The following is a 19,703-nucleotide window of genomic DNA, read 5'->3' as shown; positions in this document are numbered from 1 at the left end:
TTCCCCTCCTTTATACGTGCCCCGGCTCGCTGATCAGGATATCCATGCTTCCGGTAAGCCGAAAGCTGGTACAGCTGGATGTCACAATAAATCCCTGACCGGCCTTTAAGAAATAGCTTTCATCCTTTATATGAATGTGCCCTTCCCCGCTTAAGATAAGACATAGGGAATAAGTTTCATTGCTTATTGTTTCTGATTCCTGAATTTCATAACGCGTAATTCGGAAAAATTCATTGCTTATGTATTGCAAAATATGATTGTTTCCATGCAGCTCATCACGAATATTCATTTCCGGTTCTTTGTGCGGAAAGCAGATAACATCCAATGCTTTTTCCAAATGCAGCTTCCGTGGTGTACCATCCGGTTCGGTATTATCATAATCATAGATACGGTATGTGACATCGCTACTTTGCTGAACCTCGGCAAGAAGCATTTTTCCTTCCACACCATGTACGATTCCAGCCGGAGTAAATACACAGTCACCTGCTTTTACCGGTGTTCTATGCAGCAGCTGTCCCCATTTTCCTGCCAGTGCCAGTTCTTTAAATTCTTCTTTTGTGTTGGTTGTATGACCGCGTATCAGCTTTGTTCCATCATCCACATCAAGATATAGGCAGAACTCTGCTTTACCTAAATCATTTTCATACTTCTCGGCATAGATATCATCAGGATGCACCTGTACGGAAACAGGCCGTGTTATTTCATTGATCTTGATAAGGAGTGGAAAACGTTCTTCCTTCGCATTGTGAAATAACTCACGATGCTGTTTATACACCTCCTTTAGTGAATGGTTTTTATAGGTACCATTCGAGATGATACTCGTACCGTTTTCATGTGCACTAATAGCCCAGTATTCACCAATTTTCTGATTTGCAGCTTCATCGAAGCCAAACGTTTTCTGAATTTTGGTACCGCCGTAAATCTTTTCTTTCAACGGTGAATGCAGAAACAATATTTCATCAGACATTAACATCACTCTCCTTTGACATCTTCATTATGCCACAGTCTCTTTTCTCTGAATATGTCAAAGTCTTTCATATATTTTTGTAAAACATAGTACACGAAAGAAAACGCTACAATGAGCGTTTGTTAATAAGAGTAAGTTTCTCGGCAATTGATATGTGGCTTGTTTATAGAATTACTGTTATAAATTTTCAATTATATTATAGAATTCCGCTCTTGATTTACAATCGCGAATACTTTGTATCGTTTCATGTGATTTAATAATACGGTAAATATTACTAATCAATTTTCTTGAGCGTTCCTTATTCTGGAAGCTGAAAGCCAGACAGATGATGATATCCACCTTCTCTTTATGCCAAAGCACAGGTTTTTTTAAAGTCATGATTACGATTTTTTCCTTAAGTACATATTTGGTGATGCCATGAGGTATCGCGATACCATTACCTACCTCTGTAGGTGAAATTCTTTCTCTGCTTAGCATGGAATCCAGAAAACCATCTATCACATAGCCGTTGCATTCTAGAATACTACTGATTTTCTGCAGGATTTCATCACTGCTACTATAATTCTGGTTAATAAATAAGGTTTGTTCATCCAGCATTTCCAGAAGTAGATTTTTTATGTTCTCATCTGACTGTGTTGTACTTCCCATATAGATTTGATTTATTTTGCGTACGTCATATGCATCAACCAGGGGTGAAATTAGAATAGCAGGCTTTTTATGATAATCAAGTTGTATCGTAGAAATAATAAAATCAAACTCATCCAGATAGGCCATTTTTAAATCATCAATATTAAATGTTTCAACAACATCAAAGCGCGGCAAATTACGCTTTACTCTGTTTTCTACCAGGGCAGCACTTGCGCCGCTTGAATGAATGACGATTGCAATTTTCTTTGACAGATTAAGGCGTTCAATAGATGCCTGAACGTGGATAAGCAGAAAGCTTATTTCATCGTCAGATAAATGAACACCAAAATTATTCTCAAAGGTCGCCGCAGCCAGAACCAAGACGGAAAATAGGGCGGGATACTGTTCCTTGATTTGGGGAAGGAATGGATTTGTGATATGAATTTTATTCGTTATCCTCGCTACCATGGGAACTACATGAAGCTCAAGCCCCTTCAAAAGCTCATCATCATCAATCAAGTTTTCTCCCAGTACGTTAGAAATCGTCTCTACAAATTCTCTAAGCTGTTCTCTTATCTCATCCGTTCTCGTACCTGTATAATGTAATGTGTTTTCATGATAGACACCGGAAACACGGGCATTCAGCCAGCGTATATCCTGTTCTTTTAATTCAATATGATGTGCATCTTTCAGCCATTTTGATAATTCCACTGTTACAGGCCAAGTTTTCAATCTGTGCAGCTCTGATACGACTGGGCGATAGGTCGTCTGAACAAGAAAGTGCATCTTTGCAATGCGGTCAAGAAAAATAGCAAATTGAATGAATATCTGATAATAGTACATATCATCCATCAGCTCACAGGAAAGCTTATCTGTCACAAAATGTATCATTTGTTCAGCAATTGCCATATGATTTTTATGTACATAGGAGGCTAGTATTTTTTCACAGGTCTGCAGATCATAGCTTTCCTTAGAAGAAATTTTCGATTTAAATTGTTCAAATACATAATTCCGCTTAGCACTGCGAATATGCTGTTCTTTCCCATTTACGTAAGTCCCACTCTTATCTCTTGTGAGAAACAATTCATTTTTCTGAAGACTTCTATCTACATATTCCAGATCATTTACGATACTGCTTTTGGATACCTGATATTTTTCTTCCAGCGTTCTCACAGATACCTTCTGATCCCTCATCAAAAGGTTTTCCAATAACTCCTGCCGCCTGGCTTCTGTAAAGTCCTGGTTGAGATAATCCTGATCAAGATAGGTTCGAAATCTACGTTTCTCCTCAGCACTGCCTTCTAGCAGATAGCCCTGCTGTTTCTGTTTGACCAACTTCAAATCAAATCGTTTTAATTCAAAGTCTAATTCCTTTAGATAATTATAAGCTGTCTTTGCGGAAATCGCGAGCTTTTCTGTGAAATAAGATACAGGAATACTCTCCTCACTGTTGAGCAGTATCATGTAAAACATCTTTAGCTTATCATTCGCCACCATACTTCACCTCCAGTAATCTGTTATTTTTTATATTATTCTACACTTATATACCAATAGTATTATAACGTATAATAAATGAAATAAACTAAAAGATTACTAATAAATATTCCACATCTGTAAAGTGCTATATAAAAATCAGCAAAGAATATCATTCGTGTCTGTTATTTTTACATGCAGTCATATTATTTGATCTTTTAGATAAATATAAAAAAGAAGTTCCTCAGTCCATTGTTATACAATAGATTTTGAAACTTCCGTATTCAATTTCGCTTCCCTCGCTTCTACATGTATTGAAGTTCTATCACACAGGATAGCCATATGTGTGACCTTTACGTTTTAAATATTTGAAACAAGCTCTTCTGTCCGTTAGCTACATAGGTGTTTTCTTTTATCTTTTTTTCAAATTTACTGCTGTCGATATTTGCAAAAATTGCAGGCGATACAGCATATATCTGCTATTCCTCTCATAGAAAAGCATGCCCACAGTATTTCCTTGATTGGTTTCACGATATGCATCCAGTAAAGCATAAGTCAAACAAAAAGGAAAACACCTCTTTAATTTGCCATAACATTCAACATATTCTTTTCCATATAGTCAAGATATCGACTCCTGGCAGTATATGTCTATTCAGCTCGTTATATTTTAAAATACAATGATCTTGCTTATCAGCTGCAATTCTTCACATGCCTGCGGGAATGCTGAAGCATACACAGGGATATGATGACAATCGAAACTATCCAGAACAGCATAATAACATTCTTCCAGGCCAGCGAATAACCGCCAATACTGAAATACGGCAGCATTTCACCCAGATGCGGATTCAATGCAACTTTGAAAAATTGTGTGAAATGTACCATCTGGGAAGGAAAGAACTGATCAATCACCATGCCTGGCAAAAGCTGATTGAAAAAGCCTGTAAATCCACTAATCAGCGTCACCAGAAGCAGTGGAATCACTGTCGCAAAACGATTCTTTATGATATAGGAAAAAAGCATAGTGATAAAGGCGGTTGCTATTGATGCGATACTGATCAGCAGCATAGCATTCACAATCAGCGTTCGATAAGTAAATACATAGGCTGTGATATTCAATGATGCCTGCGACTGGGAATAATAAGTCAGATTCAGATCACGCAGTGGAAGGAAAATACAGGACATGATATATACGATAAGAAATTGTATGAGTACGATTCCAAGCGCAAGCAATATACCTGCACACAGCTTTGCCGCAGTTATCTTTTTGTTTCCGGCAGCTGTGGGAATCATAATCTGATAGGTCTTATAATGCTTCTCCATAGCGAAGGTATTTGCCAGAATGATAACAAGAATAAGCAGCGAAGCGAATTCCAGATTATACAATGCTTCAACGAACAGTGTATTTGGAATATTGCTGTCAATCTCATGAGAGGCTGATTTATAACGGTTTATGAAATTCTCCATCGTGGCATCGTATATGCTGTCCGGATACTCAAAGCCGGCAATCTCAATATTAAGCTGTTCCTTACTTAACTGATCCGGATGAAGCCACTTTCTCTGGGCGTCAGAAGAGAAGTTTTCATAATCGGCAACATCCTTTTTATCCTCAATATAATAATCATAGATATTGCTATACAGCTGGCGCACACCATCATGTTTTAAATAATCTTCAACATGTACCTTTACTTTGTCGCTTCCTTCGATTTCCTCATAGGAAATACCTCCGCTGATCTGCATATAGTTTTCAAATAATTCATTGACTTCCTTACCGGTGTACTTACCGCTGCGTGCGTCTTTCAGTAAGGTTTCATAATTATCGCCATATACAGCTTTCATTTTTTCTTCATCTAGCGTTGTTTCTGTATACTTGTTCATAATAGCGCGGAAGTCTTTATCCATCTGCTGTATGGTCTTTTCACTGAGTGTTCCCGCATAGGAATGTTGAATCTGATCGGCCAGCCTCCAATATGCAAGTCCTTTTCTTTCTATTCCGTTTTCATCCTTCATGACGATATCAGTGCGGTACTGCAGTGGCTGATGGTAAACCTGATAGGTGCGGTAGCCATTGAAGATAAACAGGATAAGCAGCAATACGATGTTGACTTTGCTTTTGAAAATCTTTTTAAATTCAGATTGAATCAATCGTCTCATAGGGAATCACCTTCTTTAAAATAATATAAATAAAGATCATCCAGATCAGGCGTTATATTATGAGCCAGGGTATGTGGACAATCATCAGCCACAATACGCAGTTCGATGTCATTATCAACATTATGACTCTTTACGATAATATGGGAAGCCATAAGAGAGAGTGCCTCCTTTTTCGGAAGTGTTACCTGCCATACCTTTTCCTTCATAGTATGAAGTAGCTCTTTTGGTGTATCATGAAGAATGATTTTTCCTTCCTTCATAACGATGATATCGTCTGCGATGGTTTCGATATCACTTACGATATGCGTGGAAAGCAGAACGATGCATTCCTGTGAGAGGGATGCAATCAGATTGCGGAAGATAATGCGTTCCTTTGGATCCAGCCCGGCAGTCGGCTCGTCCAGTATGAGAATCTCCGGTTTATTTAGAAGTGCCTGTGCGATTCCCACTCTACGCAGCATACCGCCGGATAACTGTTTCATTTTTGTTTTCCGCTTATCCTCCAGATGCAAAATATGCAGCAGCTCGTCAATTCTTTTTCTGCTGTATTGCTTTGACTGATTTTTCAGAATACTCATATATTCCAGGAATTCATAGACGGTATAGTGCGGATAAAAACCAAAATGCTGTGGCATATATCCGATTTTTGACGCATAGACATCATACTGTTTTAAAGCGTCTATTTCGTCATAGCTGATGCTGCCGCCATCCTTTGGAAGCAGTCCGCAAAGAATTCTCATCAGCGTTGTTTTGCCGCTTCCGTTTGCTCCAAGTAAGCCATGTACACCCTTTTCAATCGTTAAATTTACATCATACAGCACCTGATTCTTTTTGAATGATTTATTGATATGTTCTATAACCAGCTCCATTTTTGCTGCCTCCTTTCTGTATCCGACATCCCTTTATTCAACTGCCGCATATTGAAAAGCGTTAAACAAGAAACGATAAGTATAACCAGCACCGCCTGAGGATTGGATATCATGTACCGGATATACTGACTGTATATAAAAAGATATATACAATAAAACATGGAGTATGTGGCAAGTGCGGATATATAGCCTTTGATTCTGTGTAGTAAATGTGTAAAAATAATTTGCATGGCATACAGCGGAACGATACCGGTCATGATAAAATCAGCAGGAATCCAGGATTCTTTAAGGATGAATATCACCAGTAATATAAAAGACATCACGAGCCCGTTTAAGGCGATACCGGCTGTACGAATCAGGAAGGCGCGACAGGGATTCAGGTAAACAGGACTGATGATATCCAGAATCCTGTAGTGGCTGCATTTATAATATTCATAAAGTGCAGAAATACCCAGTATGAAAAAGTAAATAGCGGTGTAAATCTGAGCATTGACTGCATCCAGCGTTATCAGCAGTATCGAAATCAATAGTCCGATAATAGATAGGATCATATAGAAGCGAAAATCCAGCCACATATAGCGAAGAATCAGCTGTAGCAAAGAGGTGCAGTTTTTTTGTGTGTATTGTTCCTGCTCTTTTTGACAGAGAAGAATCGTTTGTTCCATCGCTGCCTCATCTACCTGTATGAGTTTCTGTTTCATGATAACCTCCTTCTTTCCATAATGCACAAAGCCGCTTTAATGCCGCCGTGTGTCTTGTTTTCACTGTGGATACGGGAATTGAGAAGCTCTGCGCTATTTCCTTAAATGTCATCTGATGGTAGTATTTCAATAGAATTACATCCTGTTGAGAATCAGACAGCTCCCCTATGTAATACATAAGCTCTTCGTTTCGTATCTGATCAAGAATGACTTCATGTACATCACTGTCCGCAGAAATTAAGTTTTCCTGCCTGTCAATATCCGTGTGCAGATCACGCTGCATTTTTCGGTGATAGTCATGACACAGGTTACTGGCAATCCGGTATAGATAATGCAGCGTCTTGCCCTGCGCATGATACATGGGAAGCTGACGGATGAAGCGCACAAACACTTCCTGTGTAATATCCTTTGCACTGTCGTCTCCCTGCATTTTGCGATATGTGAAGGAATAGACGTATGGATAGAGGTCTTGTATGAAGTTATTTAGTGTCTGCTGATCGCCTTTTTTTATTTTATGCAGGATCTGCTGTTCTCTCATATGCCGCCTCCTCACTTACTTAACGATTTGATTTGAAAAAAGGTTTTACTTTTCATTTATTTTAGCATACATGATAAAAAGACTTATCCACAGCTTGCTATAATTGCTTTATTCACGACTAACGTTTTTTACGTTAATATGCTTTCACAAAATTATAGCATTTTATACAGCTTGAATAAGTCCTTCGCTTTATTGTGTTTGCTTTAGTAGGTGATTGACAAACACCATCTGTTTCTGCGCTTCCTGAATAGTGTGTTCTATATAAGTGTCATCAATGGTGCTTGTCGTTAGTACGAACTCCAGAATCAGCGGTAAATTGATTCCTGTAATGCAACGTACATTATATCTGTCCAGATAAGGAGCTACCGCCTGCGTCATGCTTCCACACATGAGATCTGTGAAAATGATAATTTCCTCCTGATTTTCAAAGGATTCAATGATTGTTTTTAATTGCAGCGCAGCATCCCTGTCATCAACATAGGCATTAACAGCGTAAATATTGTTCTTTTTTGTTAACACCTGTATGGAACTGACATAGCCATCCGCAAGATATCCATGGGTCGCTATGATGTATTTCATGAATCATACCTCCTCTGTGTGCGTCTTCAAATAAGCAGATGCACCATCATTTGCCGCATGAACAACACTCAGACCTCTATCTTCCGCAAGCAGGTGAGCAAGCATTTGAAAGGGGACCATGTACTCCATGACGCTGCAATACGGATCATCTTGAAAGTGGCACAGCAGTGCTTTGGAATCTTTCAATGGATGAGAATGATTTGCGATTAGTATTACATAATCGCTATATAACCGACACCAGCGTATCAGCTCCAGCATTCGCATTTCCTGTACACCGTCTGGAGCAATCAAAAATAATAGAGTATCCTTTTGTATCTGTGTGGTCCCGGTATGCATAAATTCCTCCTGCTCATAAGCAAGAGCTGCAATAGATGCAGCTTCTGCGATCTTTAAACCACCTTCCTGTGCAACTGCATAGTAGGGACCGGCTCCAATATAGCGTGCAACCATTTTCGTCTGCAGCAGCTCCCTATGGTTTTTATACCAGTCTGCTGTATCCTTTATAATTTGTTTCACATTATCTTCCAATCTGGTAAAGTATTGCTGATAATATGTGTATTGCTGCCTGCTGATGAGCTCTTTTTGATTTGCCGTTTCTATGATGCAGAGAAATGTTATCAGCAGTGATGCCATATGTGTACGTGTTTCGATAAAGCTTTCCTCAGAACCGCATAGCTTATTGATGACGATATCCGAAAGGTTTGCAAGGGGAGAATTCGAATCAATAGTTATACATACTACAGGGATATTCAACCGTTTACATTCCTGTGCCATCCTGATCGGTCCGGTTGTTGTTCCTGAATGTGCAGGGCAAAGCATAAGCATTTCATCCGGGCTATACTGCTGATTGATGTTAAATTGAAAATATTCAGGAAAGGAGGCAGGATTGCACACCTCTGTTTCCACCTGCAGCAATTTCTCCATACAGGGGGCAAGCATATTTCCTACAAAGGTGCCGGATGCCTGTCCGCTGAAATAAACCTTTTTTACTGTATGTGTCAGAAAATGCTGAACAAAGTCCTCAGTGAGTTCTTTTTTATGCTGTAGGAGTCTACGGATGAGCAAAGGTTCATCAGTAATCGTCCGCAGTAATGCAGTGCGTTCCTGTTCCTTTGCTGTTGTCTTGGCACCTTCCATATCAGATGATACCGAAGGAGCCCAGAATGACACCAATAATAATAACCCAGATCATTAAAACGGTAGGCTTAACATTCTTTTTACGCATCAGCCATGCACACAGCAAAGTTAGTAGCAACGGCAGAAGATTCGGACAAATTTGATCAAACAGCTCCTGAATAATGATAGGCTCCTTTCCATAGCTGATCTGTAATGGCGTAGACAACGACACATAAGCACTCGTCAACGCACCAACCACACTGAGTCCGACAATTAGACATAAATCTGTAATTTTTTGCAAAACGCCGGAGTTAACGACCTTTTCAATGAAGACCGATCCCATTTTAAAGCCCTGATGAATACCCCACCAATGAACCAGATAATTTGGCACATTATAAATCAGGAAATAGAGAAGCAGACCAAATGGATTGCCTGCGATACACATAGAAGCCCCAATACTGGCGGATATGATGCGAAAGCCGCCGGTCTGAAAGAAGGCATCACCGATTACGCCTGTAGGTCCCATCAAAGAGGTTTTAACTGCTTCAATCGTAGGTCCCATGGTATTACAGGATTCGGCGTTTTTCACCTCCAGAGCTGCAACGATGCCGACTACAATTGCCTCAAATTGCGGACAGGTATTATAGAACTGCATATGCCGTACCAGTGCATCCCGCATTCCCTGCGGGTCATCCTTATAAATCTTTTTAAATATCGGAGTAAGGGAATAGACATAAAACATATTGTGCAGCCGCTCACTGTTGTAGGAAATTTCAATCGGCATGCTGCGCCAAAAGACCTTGTGTAAATCTGACTTTGTAATTTCAAATGCTTTTTCACTCATATGCGTCTTCTCCCTTCTCGTTACCTGATGTATACATGGCTACAAAGCCAAGACCTGTTGCGATGATAGTGATAGCGATAACATTCAGATTCAGGAAAGCGGCAACTGCGAAGCCGACGAAATACAGACCGATAAACCGTTTGTCCCAGAGAATGTTTAAAAGCATACCGAATCCGACAGCAGTCAGCATTTCACCGGCCTTGCCAAGACCGTTCAATACATTTTCAGGAATGACATTGATCAGTGACGTAATCGCCCCGGTTCCCAGAAGAACGGTAAGAAAGACAATGGCTGTCATGAAGAACAGCTTTACAAAACCGACACCGAGGTGAAACTGTCCGATTTTTTTATAATTTCCTTCTTCAGCCCATTTGTCAGCCCAGCGATGCATCAGATAGCTGACAACAATGTTATAAGCATTGGATACGTTCCCGCCCAGAATCGCGATTGGCATTGCAATGGAAATCGCGACATCAAAGCTGTTTCCGGTTGCCAGTGCAAAATAAGTTCCTAAAATCGCCCCGATACGCGTTTCTCCATTGATGATACCGGCATAGCTGATAAACCCCATCCATACCAGTTCCAGTGTTCCCCCGATAACAAGCCCCTGCTCGAAATTTCCCATGACCAGACCCGTTAAGGCACCGCATACGATTGGTCTGTCCATAAAGGAGCTTCCGGCGATATTGTCCATGGACCATGCAAATGCATAAACAAGGCCCAGTAAGATAGCTGTTTGCATAAGTTCTCCATTCTCCCGCTTTCTGCGAGTAAATTTTAACGAAACAACATAGATAAAGATTTGCTGTTTCCTTTTTCTCTTTCTTATAAATACTTCGTAATGGATACCGGACGTTCATCCGGTGTAACATAGGATTCCGCTTTCACGCCGAGGTCTACGATACTGCGAAGGTCATCATAATCCTCAGGGGCAAAAGCCAGAGAAGGACATACCATCTTCTTACCCGGTCCGCCTTTCATAAGTGCTACATTCAGATGCTGTATTCCGGGTACACTGCGGATGATTCGCAAGGCGTCCTTCGGTGTTTCCACAAGCAACTCAATTCTTCGACGCTCGTTTTTAGGATCCATGAGAAACAACCCTGCTTTTTCCACAGATAGAATCTTCAAACCGCAGTTTGCCGGAGCAGACATTTTCATCAAACTCATACGCAGAGGGTCCTGTATCACTGCATCATTGGCAACAACGATCATATTGATATCCAGTTTTTTCGGCCACACCTGTGAAGTCTGGTAATGTAGTAAGCGAAAATCAATTCGAAACAAACTGATCATACAAATCTCTCCTTTCTTTCCTTATTGTACATACGGTGGTGAGCTCAGGCCTCCGCATGGTTCAGGCATTACTTTTTGAATATATAATCATACATATATAAAATTTCACTCACAGGGATGTCCACCTTGTAGTAATCCATAATTCTGGCAAAGCTGTCGTTGAACATTTTCTGAAACCGTTTCTGTTCTACATCCAAAGAGTAACCACGTTCCTTCTGGGCGATTTCATTTTTCATGACAAGCCGTTCTATAATACAGGAAATATGAATGTACATACCAACCATAGTTTCATTGGCGATCAGCATACCCAGCAGCTCCTGAAGGTGATCCAGTGCTTCTTCAATAAAGGTGATCAGTTTATCTGCATTGAGTACGGTCAGGTAATTCATGACATTTTCCAATGTGAAATTCTTGATGAGATTTCGGTTAAACTGCTCTTGCTCATTCTTTGTGAAGTAGCTGTTCAGTGTTGAGGTTATACTGTCCACATCCTTGAATGCAATAACATCCTCCATCGGTACGCTGGAAACATTGCGTATGTCTAAGCGTGTTGTTGTGACAATGAACAAAACATCATACAGCTTGAATATATCATCCTGTTCCTTGTTTTTCTGTAGGCTGAGACAGTCATAGGCGAAAATACTGATATCAATCTGTCGGGGCATGCTGTTTTTAAAAAGCTGAACAACACGCTCGATTGCTTCCATTCCTGTTTCCGAGGTAAATATGATTGCTTTTTTGCGATTGATATTGCTGAATATTTTATATTCACATACGGTTTCTCTGCTTACCTTGCTCAATATTTCCTTCATTTCTACATTTCTGCGAATCTCTCCGGCCACATGCAAGGCCATTCGGGTGGAAACATTGTTGATGATTCCGATATTGATGCCGCATTCTTCAATCAGCTGTGTACCTATATTCTCCAGAGATCCCATATCCACAAGCAGAATCAAATCCTTTCGTATACTGTTGTCGTTGATATATTTTCTCAGCTTCATGACAATGTCGTCCATGGATGTACTAACCGGCATATCAATTCCTTCCATAATGTGGCTTCCAATCAGCTTGTTCGCAGCATCTGCTATGGAAGAGGCAGTGGAATAGCCATGTGAGATAATAATGCAGTTGTAACGGTATTTATCAATGGAACGGTTATAAAACTGAATATTCAAAATCAGAAATATCAGATTCATATCATTGATTTCCACATCAATTGTCTGTCGTATCTTGGTCATGATTTCCATGGCGCTTCGATAGCCTGTGGGATAATGCTCCTTTAACAGATGAATGACCTTACTGATTTCTTCGGCATGCTGCACCTCATAGCTGCGGATGGAAGAAAACATCTGCATATAGCTGTAAATAACGCGTGCAACGACAAAAGCACAATTGGATGGTATGTAGATATCATAACGGTCCAGCATATGTTCAAATACATCCAAAACCGCTTTTTCATAGGCACGAACGCGTGCATTGTAATATTTATGCTCAAATACGATATAGTCATAATAGACATTCATGTTATCAATGCAGCGTTCAAGAAACAGCTTCAGATCGATGCTTCCCTTTTCATATTCCCGATAGGCGGTCACTATAAAATCGAAGAAATCAATGATTCTTCCATTTTTTGTCTGCGGCAGATATTTGCAGATATCAATCATGTATTCCTCTTCACTATTGCTTTTATCAAGAGTCAAAGAATTGATAATAGATACCGGAAGATGATACAGATATATGTGCAGATCATCCGATACATCATGTGACAGATAGGCATTTGCACAGCTCGACTGTATGCAGGTTGATAACTCCTCAATATTGTTTTCATAGGTATGATTCACCAGGGCGATAAACGCCTTGCTGGAAATGAGAATATTTTTCTTCAACCGCAAGCCTTCCTCTTTGAAAAATTCAATGATTAGCATTTCCTTATCTTCTATCGGCCTGTTTTGAAGGCTTGGGATATGACAGATAATCGGTATGCTGTGAAAGAAAGCGTTATGTATATTCTGCTTTGAGTCTATACAGCTGGTAAAGATAATACGGGTTCTGGACTTAAATACCTTTCCCTGTTTTCCTGAGGAAATGGTATATTCACCACTTTGCATGTACTGAATCAATAGAAAGTAGCACTGTGGTGAAAGCCGCTCAACATTCTCTATGACCAGAATTCCATTTTTTGCTCTGGCAATCAAACCACCTAGATATTTCTGCGAGCCGTCGTCCAGATAAGTCCCGAAGATGATTTGTACATCCTTTTCCCTGCCATTGCTTTCCTCATACTGACTTTCATTAAAGAAGACCAGTCTGGCATCTTTGTCTATTAGCGATTCTTCGATAGCATATTGGTAAATCAGGCGTGTGAAGAAGGTCTTGCCCACGCCGCGTTCCCCGTAAAGGAGGATTGGCAAACCGTTTGGCGGATATTTAATTGCAGACTGGCACTGCAGAATACATTCGCTGAGAGAGGTATCATGTCCAACAGCCTTCAGAAAGCTTCGTTTTGTTCGCAAAGACCTACCAAACTGATCAGTCAGCTCCTTTTCATCGTAAAATTCATTATTTTCCAGCTTGATCTGATATACACTTTCAAGTGTATGCCGATCCAGAAAATAAACCGGTCGTGTTTGAACCTTCAGAAAGATACCGTCTCTGTAAAATTCATTCAGATACTGTGAGGCAAGCGAACGAGAAATGTTCAGGCGCTTGCTTAAGTAGCTGGAATCACATTTCAACAGCTGATTGCTGCAAAATTCAAATGTGCATTTTACAATAAATTCATAAACTTCATTTTTTGTTTCTCTACTCATTGCGGCTCCTTTCTGCACCCAATCTTTCCACTTTTATATTAAAGGGAAACGGACGCCATATGTAATGTGTCGACACTTTCGACACATAGGCAGGAAATATCGTCAGCGAATGCGTCTTTAGACCTGTCCTCATGAAGTAAAAGGTATCAGGTTCTGCTGTTAGTATTGAGCTATGCTGCTAATATATGAATTTCAATCAAGAGAACATGAAAAAAGAAAGCAGGCAACTGCCAGAATGATGGGAATAAGTGTTCAAAGTGTCGACACTTCCCTGCCCTGTCATCAGAGTATTTATAATGAGGATAAAGATATGAAGGAAAGGAGGAAATAAGCATGCGATTTGTTATAACAAAGGATTATGCTGAGCTGAGTCAGGTGATTTCATCCACCATGCTGAAGCATATGCACACAGACCGGCCTCGCGTCAATATTTGCGTGACAACCGGCACGACGCCCGTACAGGCATATCAAATACTGGCTCCCCTGGTGAAAGACAAGCCGTATTTTGAACATGTCCATTATTATGTGGTGGATGAGTTCTGGTATGCAAAGGAGCCGGGAACTCAGGATGTGGATATTCCCGTAAATAAAATGAGCATGGATTTAAAATTCTTTCAGGCAGCCAATATCCCGGAAGAGAGAATTCATACTCTGCGGGATGAAACCGTGGACAGCTTTGATGCGGCGATACAACAGACCGGCGGCATGGATATGGTCCTTATGGGAATCGGTACGGATGGTCATTTCTGCGGGAACCATCCGGGTACCTTTACAAACTGGAATCAGGGCTGCCACAGTATTGACCGCTACTGTACGCCGCAGGTGAATCAGCTGCTGGAATTTCTGTTGAAGGATGACATTCACAGTGATGATGTGTCGAGAATCCCTGATCATTACCTCACGATGGGGCCGAAGACGATTATGGATGCAAAAAATATTGTCATGATTTTCTCAGGGAAAGGAAAGGCTGAGACGGTACGCAGGGCATTCTTCGGTCCGGTCACTATGGATTTTCCGGTATCTGTTTTCCAGCTTCATCCACATGTAAGCGTGCTTTTGGACGAAGCAGCGGCATCTGAAATAAGGGAGCTTTTGTAAACGGGATGCTGATTCCCCAGTATCAGCGGAAAGGAAAAGGCAGTTTCAATAAACTGCCGGTGAATGTATGAGATTTATAATTACAAAGAATCATGAAGAAGTAAGCAATGTTATGGCACAGCTAATGCTGAAGCATATGCATAGCGACAAGGAGCGTGTCAATATTTCTATCACAACGGGCAAAACGCCAGTCCGCGGATATCAAATCCTGGCTGAACAGACGAAGGGGAAGGCATATTTCAACAATGTGCATTACTACATTTTTGATGAATTCTGGTATAAGGATGATCCAAAAGGTATCTGCCGTGCCAGCCTGGACTACAAATACTTTGATCTTGCGGATGTAGAGGAGAGTCATATTCACAATCTGGATGAGAGTAACGCGGACACCTTTGATGAGGATATACAGCAGGTTGGCGGTTTGGATTTGATAATTATGGGAGTTGGAAGCAATGGCCATTTTTGTGGAAATCAGCCGGGAACCTTTGATAACTGGAATACGGGTACCCATCGTATTGACAGACATGCGACACCGCTTGTAGAAGAACTGCTGCTGCAGCTGTTGAAGGAGGATTTACATAGCGACGATACAGCACGCATTCCGGATCATTATATTTCCATGGGGCCGAAAACTGTCATGGCTGCGAAAAGTATTGTCTTCCTGATGAGTGGAGAACAAAAGGCAGAGGCAGTGAAACGAGCGTTTTTCGGACCTATCAGTGAAGATTTTCCGGTATCCATTTTTCAGCTGCATCCGGATGTGACAGTCGTTCTGGATGAAGCTGCCGCAGGCAGAATCAAAGAGCTGCTGTAATGCTGCGTGTACACCGCTTTGAACAGGACTGTCAATATATCGAGGATACCAAGCATCATAAGCTTTATCACATTCCCGCAGAGCAGTGCGGTATATTTCAGGTATTGCATGGGGCTTTGTTTGCCGGTACTGCGCTTTGCGGTGCTGCACTGGGACTTTCGATACCGCTTTGGCTGGCTGTCTCAGCAGGCTGTATGCTGGCAGTACTGCTAAAGCTATATGAACATCGTGTTTTTCTGCCACGGCTTTCCTGTGTGAAACTACTGCTGAAGCAGATGGATATATCGCGCAGACAACATCATAAGCTGCTTATTATCAGCGGATTTCTCATTGTCTTCCCACTGCTTATCTTACGGAATCAGACATATCAGAATCCTGTTGTAGTTACACTGGCGCTTACTGTGACAGGTATATCCGCATTTCAGTTCATACGGCAGCTGCGAATATTACGGAAAAGGAGAATGCTATGAAATTTATTGTTACCAGAGATTATGAGGAACTGAGTCAGGTTATGGCTCAGCTGATGCTGAAGCACATGCATACTGAAAAAGAACGTACCAATATCGCTATCACAACCGGAAGCACCTGTATACAGGGATATCGACTGCTTGCCAAACAGGTGCATGGCCGGCCGTGGTTTGATCCGGTGCATTACTATATCTTTGATGAATTCTGGTTTCAGGATGAACGTCATGAGAAAGAAATATCCGTTTGTCAAATTAGTCTGAATGAAAAATATTTCCACGCCGCAGAGGTTGCGCCGGATCATATTCACGATTTGAATATGGAAAATTATAAAACCTTTGATAAGGATATACAGAAGCAGGGAGGCTTAGATCTTGTGATTATGGGAATCGGGAAGAATGGCCACTTCTGTGGAAATCAACCGGGTACCTTTGACTGCTGGAACGCAGGAACACGGCTTGTGCGAACAGATGAAACACCATATCTGAGAGAGTATTCCCGTAAGCTGCTGCATCATGACTTCCACAGTGAGGATACATCCCGGATACCGGAGTATTATATTACGATGGGGCCAAAAACAATTATGTCCGCAAAAAATATTATATTTCTGCTAAGCGGAAAGGAAAAAGCCGAAACAGCAAAGAAAGCATTCATGGATCCTGTCACAATGGAATTTCCGGTATCTATCTTTCAGCTGCATCCGCATGTAACTGTTATTCTTGATGAGGCAGCGGCGGCACTGCTGCCTCTGTAAACGTTGTGTGCACAGGCGATAATATGGCATACGCCTCTTTGCCTGTTTCAAACTGGAAAAAAGCTCAAGAGAATCCTAAGAAAGGAAACAGCTTGAGCCTTTTTCTGTATGACGGTGTGAAATTATAAAGTAACGACGATTGCTTTGAAAAGTGCGATATGCAATGTCGGGTATATCATGACATAAAAAAAGTGTTAGTGTTATCGATCTGGGGGAAGATATACTGACTTACCTATATGGGTGGGGGAAGAAAGAGTAAGCCAGCTGATAACACTAACATAGTTAATATAACCTATTTTATATGTAAAATCAACTTTTTTTTAACATTTGTCAAAATTTACCTATTTATATTGGAAATATTTACTTTAAAAAGAAAGAGGTATCAAAATTGCGAAAATCATGGATGACTGCATAAACACCTGCAATTTTCTCATATGCAGCTTTTCGCTCCGGCGTGGTAATCGCAATCAGTCTGCCCGGCTGACAGCGATATGCAAAATCAAGACCGGATAGAGAATCTTCAATAATCATACAGTCCTCCAGCTTTACTCCGATTGCCTGAGCACCTTCATGAAACATGGATATCTTATCGACATGGGTGCCGTCGTCATAAATGATCTTATCAATATCAAACCAGCGGTCAAGGTGAAAGGAAGAAATAAAGAAATCAATATTATCCTTAATGGATGCTGAACAGATGGTCATCGGTATCTGCAGCTCTTTCAAATAGTCCAGTACATCCTCCAGACCGTCTACTAAATGAAACATCTTCGGATCATTGATACAGCACTCGCGATACAGCGCTTCCTTTGCTTTGGACAGCTTTTCACTCTCCTCATCACGCATGTCGCCGAGCAGCAGCTCGATGATTTTTTTGTTTGTCTTCCCATGGGTATGATCCAGCTCATAATCTGAAATCGGACATCCGCGATATTTCTGAGAAAATACATCCCATGCTTCCTTATGCTTTTCAGAATCAAAAAACATCGTTCCGTTAAAATCAAATAACAGTCCTTTTTTATTCATAGCTTCTCCTTTCAGAAAGGCTTCCGCCTTTTCTCTCTTTATTGTAGTATACGGATTTGGTTCGTCAAGTCCTCCTGTATAAATCCATAGGCGTTTTTCAATCCATAGGTGCTGCTGTTTTTCTGTAGCGTTCCGTTATGGACAGGACCATCGCTGCGCACCTGAAACCATCCATCCTCCTGCTTCAATACAAGGTGAGAGCAAGGAACAGCTCCCGCCCTATACAGTACAGTGTCTTTTTTCTTTGAGGAATATACGGTGACTGGCTGTTCACTGACAAGGTAGGAAATGTCACGGTCCCTTCCCTGCATCACCATATCGAAGGTCCGATAAAAATCCGCAGCCTTTTCTCCCCAGTAGGGGTCCGAGGCATAGCGTACATTCATGCCGCCTGCCTTATCGCCGAAGAACCCTCCATGATACAGATCGCTCAACGGGTTGAGATAACTGTTTTGCAGGTACTTTTCCGCATGCGCAAGGATGCTTTCCCTTACGCTTTTATAGCCGGAGGCGCTTTGTGAGGGGGAATCATCATACGCTGCATGACCGAACAGATTTTTCTTTTCCCGTGCAATTGCACTTCTTCCAAAATCACTTTCGTTCATTGCCAGTGCAAACATCATGATGGCATTTGTGCTATAACGCTTCTGCGCCTCTATAAACCAGGCGCCGCTGTCATACAGAAGAGACTGCGAGGAGGACGAAAAGCCGAGATAGTTTTCCACATACCAGTTGATATCGTCCGCTGCATAGCGGCTGATGCTGCGATGCGGCAGAAACTGATAGTAATTGTAGAAGGCTTCTTTATTTGCGGCTCTTTCATGACTTCCCTTACGATAATCATCAATCATATCTTCAAAGGTGGAATAATAATAATGACCGTCATAGCTGTAATAGGCGTGATCCTTCAGCCCTGTTTCTCCCATGGACAGCTCACTGGCGTAGCTGGATTCTGCTATATTCGTTGTTATTTTATGCGTTAACAGATGAGATTTTGCAGTATAGTGATTGATGGACGCCACATCATTTTCGTCATAATAATTATGTAAGGTGACTTCATCGACAGCTGCCCAGCCATCCACTCCTGCCTGACGAAACCGTACTTCGCTTCCGTCGTCACTGATATCGACAAAGGCGGCATCATTTCCATAGCAACCGTTTGTATAGCCTGTTTCCTCTGTTTTTGCCATACGGTAGGAGGTGTTGAGCGTACAGTCCTTTCTTTGAAATTGTACGACACCATAACCGATCGCAATCAGCTTATGATCATAGCGGATACCTGCATTTTGTTTTTCCGCTCGTTTTGTCTGCGTCAGCATTTCTTCCTTTGCCTGCGCCAGAGAATGGTATTGTGCATACTCCTGCTCAACACCTTCTTTCAGGATTACAACCGTATAGGTCCTTCTGGCAGAGAAAACCCATGAGATAACCAGAACCGTCAGGGCAATCAGAAGTCCGCTGGCAAGTATGGGAATATAGCGGTTGATTTTCTTTCTCTTGCGTTTTCGAACGTTTTTTTTCATGCCTTCCTCCATTTTCTACAGTGTATCGTAATTCTTAAAAAAAGGAAAGAAC

General features: G+C 41.2%; 18 protein-coding genes. 4 read left to right on the top strand and 14 right to left on the bottom strand.

All coding sequences use genetic code 11. The features are described 5' to 3' along the window. Positions 1–10 precede the first annotated feature (10 nt). From G4D54_22175 to G4D54_22120, 12 genes are all read right to left on the bottom strand, one after another. On the bottom strand, positions 11–967 hold the full coding sequence (locus tag G4D54_22175; GenBank protein ID QJA04949.1) for a class I mannose-6-phosphate isomerase: 957 nt from the start codon (positions 965–967) through the stop codon (positions 11–13). Positions 968–1,144: 177 nt separating this feature from the next. Continuing rightward, on the bottom strand, positions 1,145–3,091 hold the full coding sequence (locus G4D54_22170) for a PTS transporter subunit EIIA (GenBank protein QJA04948.1): 1,947 nt from the start codon (positions 3,089–3,091) through the stop codon (positions 1,145–1,147). 666 nt (positions 3,092–3,757) lie between these two features. Next, a complete protein-coding gene (locus G4D54_22165) occupies positions 3,758–5,218 on the bottom strand; it encodes an ABC transporter permease (protein ID QJA04947.1) in 1,461 nt (486 codons plus the stop codon). Next, positions 5,215–6,087, bottom strand: coding sequence for an ABC transporter ATP-binding protein (locus tag G4D54_22160; GenBank protein ID QJA04946.1), 873 nt, complete (start codon positions 6,085–6,087; stop codon positions 5,215–5,217). The genes G4D54_22165 and G4D54_22160 overlap by 4 nt, the downstream gene beginning before the upstream one ends. Continuing rightward, a complete protein-coding gene (locus tag G4D54_22155) occupies positions 6,072–6,788 on the bottom strand; it encodes a hypothetical protein (protein ID QJA04945.1) in 717 nt (238 codons plus the stop codon). Before G4D54_22155 ends, G4D54_22160 begins: the two co-directional genes overlap by 16 nt. Further along, on the bottom strand, positions 6,760–7,326 hold the full coding sequence (locus G4D54_22150; GenBank protein QJA04944.1) for a sigma-70 family RNA polymerase sigma factor: 567 nt from the start codon (positions 7,324–7,326) through the stop codon (positions 6,760–6,762). Before G4D54_22150 ends, G4D54_22155 begins: the two co-directional genes overlap by 29 nt. Before the next feature lie 189 nt (positions 7,327–7,515). After that, the gene (locus G4D54_22145) at positions 7,516–7,905 is read right to left on the bottom strand and encodes a PTS fructose transporter subunit IIA (GenBank protein QJA04943.1); all 390 of its coding nucleotides are present in this window, start codon (positions 7,903–7,905) and stop codon (positions 7,516–7,518) included. Between the two features lie 3 nt (positions 7,906–7,908). Next, a complete protein-coding gene (locus G4D54_22140) occupies positions 7,909–9,042 on the bottom strand; it encodes an SIS domain-containing protein (protein ID QJA04942.1) in 1,134 nt (377 codons plus the stop codon). A 1-nt stretch (position 9,043) separates the two neighbouring features. Next, complete coding sequence (locus tag G4D54_22135; protein ID QJA04941.1) at positions 9,044–9,865, bottom strand: PTS system mannose/fructose/sorbose family transporter subunit IID; 822 nt, start codon at positions 9,863–9,865, stop codon at positions 9,044–9,046. Next, positions 9,858–10,607, bottom strand: coding sequence for a PTS sugar transporter subunit IIC (locus G4D54_22130; protein QJA04940.1), 750 nt, complete (start codon positions 10,605–10,607; stop codon positions 9,858–9,860). Before G4D54_22130 ends, G4D54_22135 begins: the two co-directional genes overlap by 8 nt. An 83-nt stretch (positions 10,608–10,690) precedes the next feature. Further along, positions 10,691–11,161: a PTS sugar transporter subunit IIB gene (locus G4D54_22125; protein ID QJA04939.1), complete on the bottom strand. Its 471-nt coding sequence runs from the start codon at positions 11,159–11,161 to the stop codon at positions 10,691–10,693. 68 nt (positions 11,162–11,229) lie between these two features. Continuing rightward, complete coding sequence (locus tag G4D54_22120; GenBank protein QJA04938.1) at positions 11,230–13,971, bottom strand: sigma 54-interacting transcriptional regulator; 2,742 nt, start codon at positions 13,969–13,971, stop codon at positions 11,230–11,232. A 333-nt stretch (positions 13,972–14,304) separates the two neighbouring features. On the opposite strand from G4D54_22120, the gene G4D54_22115 reads away from it, so the two are divergent. The 4 genes from G4D54_22115 (at position 14,305) to G4D54_22100 (ending at position 17,102) form a co-directional block, all read left to right on the top strand. After that, positions 14,305–15,069 (top strand): glucosamine-6-phosphate isomerase, encoded by a 765-nt coding sequence (locus G4D54_22115; protein QJA04937.1) that lies wholly within the window; start codon positions 14,305–14,307, stop codon positions 15,067–15,069. 67 nt (positions 15,070–15,136) lie between these two features. Beyond that, entirely contained in the window at positions 15,137–15,883 is a 747-nt protein-coding gene (locus G4D54_22110; protein ID QJA04936.1) for a glucosamine-6-phosphate isomerase, read from the top strand. Further along, on the top strand, positions 15,883–16,353 hold the full coding sequence (locus G4D54_22105; protein ID QJA04935.1) for a hypothetical protein: 471 nt from the start codon (positions 15,883–15,885) through the stop codon (positions 16,351–16,353). Before G4D54_22110 ends, G4D54_22105 begins: the two co-directional genes overlap by 1 nt. After that, a complete protein-coding gene (locus G4D54_22100) occupies positions 16,350–17,102 on the top strand; it encodes a glucosamine-6-phosphate isomerase (protein QJA04934.1) in 753 nt (250 codons plus the stop codon). The genes G4D54_22105 and G4D54_22100 overlap by 4 nt, the downstream gene beginning before the upstream one ends. Positions 17,103–17,462: 360 nt before the next feature. Here the strand turns inward: G4D54_22100 and G4D54_22095 are convergent, their stop codons facing one another. Together G4D54_22095 and G4D54_22090 are read right to left on the bottom strand one after the other, a co-directional pair. Beyond that, positions 17,463–18,128 (bottom strand): HAD family phosphatase, encoded by a 666-nt coding sequence (locus tag G4D54_22095; GenBank protein QJA04933.1) that lies wholly within the window; start codon positions 18,126–18,128, stop codon positions 17,463–17,465. A gap of 38 nt (positions 18,129–18,166) precedes the next feature. After that, positions 18,167–19,651, bottom strand: coding sequence for a glucosaminidase domain-containing protein (locus G4D54_22090; GenBank protein ID QJA04932.1), 1,485 nt, complete (start codon positions 19,649–19,651; stop codon positions 18,167–18,169). Between the last annotated feature and the right edge of the window lie 52 nt (positions 19,652–19,703).

Source organism: [Clostridium] innocuum, from assembly GCA_012317185.1.
Classification (GTDB): domain Bacteria; phylum Bacillota_I; class Bacilli_A; order Erysipelotrichales; family Erysipelotrichaceae; genus Clostridium_AQ; species Clostridium_AQ innocuum.
This window is presented reverse-complemented; position numbering and strand designations above follow the sequence as displayed.

Coding starts and splice junctions, on each gene's coding strand:
- G4D54_22090 (QJA04932.1), bottom strand. CDS start 19,651: ATGAAAAAAAACGTTCGAAAACGCAAGAGAAAGAAAATCAACCGCTAT.
- G4D54_22170 (QJA04948.1), bottom strand. CDS start 3,091: ATGGTGGCGAATGATAAGCTAAAGATGTTTTACATGATACTGCTCAAC.
- G4D54_22145 (QJA04943.1), bottom strand. CDS start 7,905: ATGAAATACATCATAGCGACCCATGGATATCTTGCGGATGGCTATGTC.
- G4D54_22120 (QJA04938.1), bottom strand. CDS start 13,971: ATGAGTAGAGAAACAAAAAATGAAGTTTATGAATTTATTGTAAAATGC.
- G4D54_22130 (QJA04940.1), bottom strand. CDS start 10,607: ATGCAAACAGCTATCTTACTGGGCCTTGTTTATGCATTTGCATGGTCC.
- G4D54_22160 (QJA04946.1), bottom strand. CDS start 6,087: ATGGAGCTGGTTATAGAACATATCAATAAATCATTCAAAAAGAATCAG.
- G4D54_22165 (QJA04947.1), bottom strand. CDS start 5,218: ATGAGACGATTGATTCAATCTGAATTTAAAAAGATTTTCAAAAGCAAA.
- G4D54_22115 (QJA04937.1), top strand. CDS start 14,305: ATGCGATTTGTTATAACAAAGGATTATGCTGAGCTGAGTCAGGTGATT.
- G4D54_22155 (QJA04945.1), bottom strand. CDS start 6,788: ATGAAACAGAAACTCATACAGGTAGATGAGGCAGCGATGGAACAAACG.
- G4D54_22125 (QJA04939.1), bottom strand. CDS start 11,161: ATGATCAGTTTGTTTCGAATTGATTTTCGCTTACTACATTACCAGACT.
- G4D54_22140 (QJA04942.1), bottom strand. CDS start 9,042: ATGGAAGGTGCCAAGACAACAGCAAAGGAACAGGAACGCACTGCATTA.
- G4D54_22150 (QJA04944.1), bottom strand. CDS start 7,326: ATGAGAGAACAGCAGATCCTGCATAAAATAAAAAAAGGCGATCAGCAG.
- G4D54_22110 (QJA04936.1), top strand. CDS start 15,137: ATGAGATTTATAATTACAAAGAATCATGAAGAAGTAAGCAATGTTATG.
- G4D54_22100 (QJA04934.1), top strand. CDS start 16,350: ATGAAATTTATTGTTACCAGAGATTATGAGGAACTGAGTCAGGTTATG.
- G4D54_22175 (QJA04949.1), bottom strand. CDS start 967: ATGTCTGATGAAATATTGTTTCTGCATTCACCGTTGAAAGAAAAGATT.
- G4D54_22135 (QJA04941.1), bottom strand. CDS start 9,865: ATGAGTGAAAAAGCATTTGAAATTACAAAGTCAGATTTACACAAGGTC.
- G4D54_22095 (QJA04933.1), bottom strand. CDS start 18,128: ATGAATAAAAAAGGACTGTTATTTGATTTTAACGGAACGATGTTTTTT.
- G4D54_22105 (QJA04935.1), top strand. CDS start 15,883: ATGCTGCGTGTACACCGCTTTGAACAGGACTGTCAATATATCGAGGAT.